Origin of the sequence: Dyadobacter sp. (genome assembly GCF_039919315.1) — a bacterium.
Taxonomy (GTDB): Bacteria; Bacteroidota; Bacteroidia; order Cytophagales; family Spirosomataceae; genus Dyadobacter.
Genome location: NZ_JBDSFX010000037.1, coordinates 1 through 4,415 on the forward strand (window position 1 = coordinate 1; position 4,415 = coordinate 4,415).

Sequence of the window (4,415 nt, forward strand, 5' to 3'; positions counted from 1 at the left end):
CGATTATCGCAAGTGTGGCCAGTGGATCAGAAAGCGAGAACCAGCTGGCGGGCGTATTTGCCTCGATCCAGAACTACCTATCTACCTTGGCAACTCCGGAAATATTCTGGGTATTGTCCGGAGATGAAGTGCCGCTGGATTTGAACAATCCGAAAAATCCTGGTATTCTAACGGTCGGGAATAACCCTGCATTATCTGCCACATTGAGCCCTGTGATTTCGCTGATTGTCAGTATGGCTGCCAAGCAAATGAACCAGCAAGGGAAAGAAAAATCAATCATCCTTTTGGATGAAGCGCCGACATTGTTTGTCCCTAATTTTCAGCAGATCCCCAGCACAGCCCGCAGCAACAAAATTGCCACGGTTTACAGCGTCCAGGACATTGCTCAGATGCAGGGCATGATCGGGCGGGAAGAAACCGAAATGATCATATCCAACTTGGGCACGCAGTTTTACGGCCGCAGCACCAACATAGCCACAGCTGAACGGATTAGTAAAATGTTTGGTAAAATGGATGTTGAATATACCGGTAGCAACAAGAGCCGGTCAGAAGACCGTAACAGTTATGGCCAAAGCACCACGATTCAGCAGCGTGAGCGGTTAACTCCTTCGCAGGTGTTGGGTTTCCGGGCTGGTGAATTCTGCGGGATTATAGCAGAAGGTAATACCTCAGAGTTCCAAGATATACTACGTGAGCCATCAAGCGTAGCTCTGCCGTTGCAACAGATCCGGACAGCGCCTGATATCAATGCGACTTATGCCCGAATTAATGATGAGCTACAATTAATAGTGTAGGCGTAGTGCAGATTGCCTATGCAAATTCTAAGGAGTCTAATACCCTCAAATTTCTGTTGCAGTGGAATCTATTGTTCCGATCCTTACTAGACAAGCTAATGCTTTGAGTAGTTATGACACGTTCTTCGCATTGGATATGTATAAAATTATTAATAGTACATCCGTGAAAAAAGATCAAAAATGACCCTTTTCGAGAAATTAAAGCAAGCTAGTAGCGAGGAAGATGTAAAAGACGCATATATCAAAGCATTAGGTTTAAAGAGCTATCGCAAGAATATTGTCGATATTCAAACAAAGGAAGTTTGGTTTGAAGCCAAGCATAATGCAAGAAAGACGTTGTATGAAATGTTTACACAATTAATGCATTATGTGCAACAGGCCTTAAATCAGGGCAATGAGATACCGCCCTTCTTAGTAGTGATGGATACCCAAAAAGCGGCCATCATGAAGAGTTTGGATGTCTTGCCATTTCTGGCAAAAAAAACCATCAAATGGGGTAAATCTGCAAGTGGATATACACCTGAGGCACTTGACGCAATATCAGCGCATATAGGAACTTTCTTTGTTTCTTTCAAAATAGAAAATGATGAAGAAGAGTTTATTAACACTGTAAAGAATGCGATTAGAAATGGAGATATCATTCGCACTCAAATCACACCAGATAATCTTAAGCAGGTGTTTGATAAATGGGTAAAAATGATCGGAAGAGAAATAAGTGGAAAATTCGGTGAAACTGACCACCTCAATTCGGTTTAAACTGACCACCCGTTCCGCGTGAAATTGACCACCCCAATTCGGAGTAAACTGACCACCTGAATTCGGAGCAAACTGACCACCCCGAAGAGCAAAAAATGCTGTAGAATCAACCCCTACTTTTGACGCGAACCAATCGCGTGAAGTATGGCCAATTCGACAATCAGCATGAGTAAAATAAGACAGATCCTAAGAATGTACAGCCAGGGCCGCAGCAAGCTTTCAATAGCAGCCCAAACTGGTGTGTCCCGCAATACAGCAAAGAGGTACATGGCTACTTTTGATGCGAGCGGGCTAACCTTCGAACAGGTCAATACGCTGAATGACAAGGAGCTGGACGACTTCTTCGGAACGGTTAAAGAACAGCCCCCCAAAGACAGGTTACTGAACCTGCAACGTTGTTTTCCAAACATCGATAAAGAGCTTAAGCGGACTGGTGTCACGCGCCATATGCTTTGGGAAGCCTATAAAAAGGAGTTTCCCGATGGTTTTGGATATACCCAGTTTTGCTTCCACCTGACCAATTGGAAGGCCCGGGTAAACCCTGTGATGCACCAGGACCACAAGGCGGGCGATAAGCTGTATATTGATTTTGCAGGCGTTAAACTAAGTATTGCAGATAAGCAGACCGGTGAATTAACTGAGGTTGAAGTGTTTGTGGCTATCCTTGGGGCCAGCCAGCTTACATATGTGGAAGCGGTCAGCAGCCAGCAAAAAGAAGACCTGATCGCAGCCTGTGAAAATACGTTTCACTATATCGGTGGCGTACCGGCAGCGATTGTTCCGGACAATCTTAAAGCAGCTGTTATAAAAAGCAATAAATACGAACCAACACTCAACGAAGCTTTTGCTGACTTTGCCGATCACTATGGGACTACCATATTGCCTGCCCGTGCTTATCGGCCAAGAGATAAGGCGTTGGTGGAAGGGGCTGTTAAAATCGTTTACAGCCGCATTTACGCCCCTTTGAGGAAGCAGATTTACAGCTCACTCTCTGAGCTAAACGCAGCCATATGGATTGCCCTTGAGACCCATAACAACCAACTGTTACGGGGCCGTAATTACAGCCGCAGGCTCCAGTTTGAAGAAATAGAACGCTCTGCATTGGCACCGCTCCCTGTTCTCCGATATGAATTTAAGAAGCAACTACATGCCACTGTGATGAAAAACGGGCATGTCTGCCTGAGCGTTGACAAGCATTATTACAGCGTGCCTTACCGGTTTATTGGTAAGAAGATCAAACTGCTGTTTTCCAATTCTTTGGTTGAAGCCTATTACCATTACGAGCGCATTGCCCTGCATAAACGCGTCAAAAGCCCCTACAATTACTCTACCGATAAAGAACATCTGGCCAGTACACACCGGTTCGTAACCGACTGGACACCAGACCGGTTTTTGGAATGGGCTTCCTCAATCCACGAAGACGTCAGGTTGTATATCCATAAAATCCTGGAACGTAAACAACATCCCGAACAGGCTTACCGGTCTTGTGTGGGCATCTTATCCTTCGCTAAAAAGGCTGGTGAACAAAGGCTTATCAGTGCGTGCCAAAGGGCACTCAGCTATGGTATTTACAACTACAAAACGATCCAGACAATACTGGAAAAGAATATGGACCAATATGAAGACAGCCTGTTTGCAGACGAATTGCCCATGCCCCATCATGATAATATCAGGGGCGAAGACTATTACCAATAATCCTTTAAACAAATAATACAATGAACACAGACACATTGGAGAAGTTACGCAAGCTCAAATTCCATGGCATGTTCCATGCCTTTAAAAGCAGCTTGGAAAGCGGAAAAACCGATGATTACACCGCCGATGAGCTTTTAGCCCATCTGGTTGATGCTGAATGGGATGACAGGCATAACCGACGTGTGGAGCGGCAGATAAATTATGCCAGGTTCCGCTATAAGGCAATGGTCGAAAATATCCATTACCATGCCGACCGGAGCATCGAACGTAACCAGATCATGCGCCTGGCCGAATGCTCTTTCATTGCCCGTAACGAGAACCTGTTGATCACAGGCAGTACCGGGATCGGCAAAAGCTATGTGGCATCCGCCATTGGTCACCAGGCCTGTATCCTGGGCTACCGCGTTCTATATGCCAGTACACCTAAGTTATTCGCCCGCTTGAAGATGGCCAAGGCCGATGGGTCCTACATCAAGGAAATTGCAAAGATAGAACGGCAGCACCTGCTGATCCTTGATGACTTTGGGATCCAACCTTTCGATGCCCAGAGCCGGGCAGCCCTGATGGAAATAATCGAAGACAGGCATGGCAAGACATCGCTGATTATTACTTCCCAGCTACCAGTGAGCAAATGGCATGAAGTGATCGGAGAAAAAACCATCGCTGATGCGATCCTGGACCGGATTGTACATGACGCACATCGGGTAGAGCTCAGGGGGGAATCGATGAGAAAAAAACGAAAAATGGAGCCTGAAAACAGCTACCAATAAAAACACATTTTATTTACTAATTTTGAAACCGCTTCTACAGCATTTTTTGCCTTCGGCCGCCAGTTAATCAGGTGGTCAATTTGCCACGGAATCAGGTGGTCAACTTCTCCGAAATACCCAACAACTGTAATAATTTGGTCAAGACTTGTCCCATTCAATGCAAACTGCACAAAGTTCACATTGCCTCAATTTATGGATCTTGTTTGCCTTTACTACATGGAGGAGAAATTTACGGTAAAGGATATCATTCGTGCCTGCTCTCATATGTTAGGAGGCGTACATACCAGAAACCCTGAAAATGACAGAGAGAAGCTTCTTTGTGATTGGTTCGAGAACTCGGGGGTGGAACTCGGTTACGAGTTTGACCTGGATTTAGAAAAATTTGGGTTTATCTTAAAAT

The 4,415-nt window shown here is 45.3% G+C and carries 5 protein-coding genes; all 5 read left to right on the forward strand.

Going from position 1 to position 4,415, the window contains the following annotated elements; genetic code table 11:
• The coding region (locus tag ABIO93_RS10550) for a TraM recognition domain-containing protein (protein ID WP_348067294.1) at nucleotides 1-794 on the forward strand (794 nt) is incomplete at its 5' end.
• Between the two features lie 180 nt (nucleotides 795-974).
• A complete protein-coding gene (locus ABIO93_RS10555; RefSeq protein WP_348067296.1) occupies nucleotides 975-1,550 on the forward strand; it encodes a hypothetical protein in 576 nt (191 codons plus the stop codon).
• A gap of 144 nt (nucleotides 1,551-1,694) precedes the next feature.
• Nucleotides 1,695-3,245, forward strand: a complete 1,551-nt coding sequence (istA, locus tag ABIO93_RS10560) for an IS21 family transposase (RefSeq protein ID WP_348067298.1) — start codon at nucleotides 1,695-1,697, stop codon at nucleotides 3,243-3,245.
• Nucleotides 3,246-3,265: 20 nt separating this feature from the next.
• Complete coding sequence (istB, locus tag ABIO93_RS10565) at nucleotides 3,266-4,015, forward strand: IS21-like element helper ATPase IstB (protein WP_348067300.1); 750 nt, start codon at nucleotides 3,266-3,268, stop codon at nucleotides 4,013-4,015.
• Nucleotides 4,016-4,207: 192 nt separating this feature from the next.
• Nucleotides 4,208-4,415: hypothetical protein (locus tag ABIO93_RS10570; protein WP_348067302.1), on the forward strand; the 208-nt coding region annotated here is incomplete at its 3' end.

Bases quoted from the DNA above. Each gene is read 5' to 3' on its own strand.
- ABIO93_RS10555 (WP_348067296.1), top strand. From the start codon at position 975: ATGACCCTTTTCGAGAAATTAAAGCAAGCTAGTAGCGAGGAAGATGTA.
- istA (WP_348067298.1), top strand. From the start codon at position 1,695: ATGGCCAATTCGACAATCAGCATGAGTAAAATAAGACAGATCCTAAGA.
- istB (WP_348067300.1), top strand. From the start codon at position 3,266: ATGAACACAGACACATTGGAGAAGTTACGCAAGCTCAAATTCCATGGC.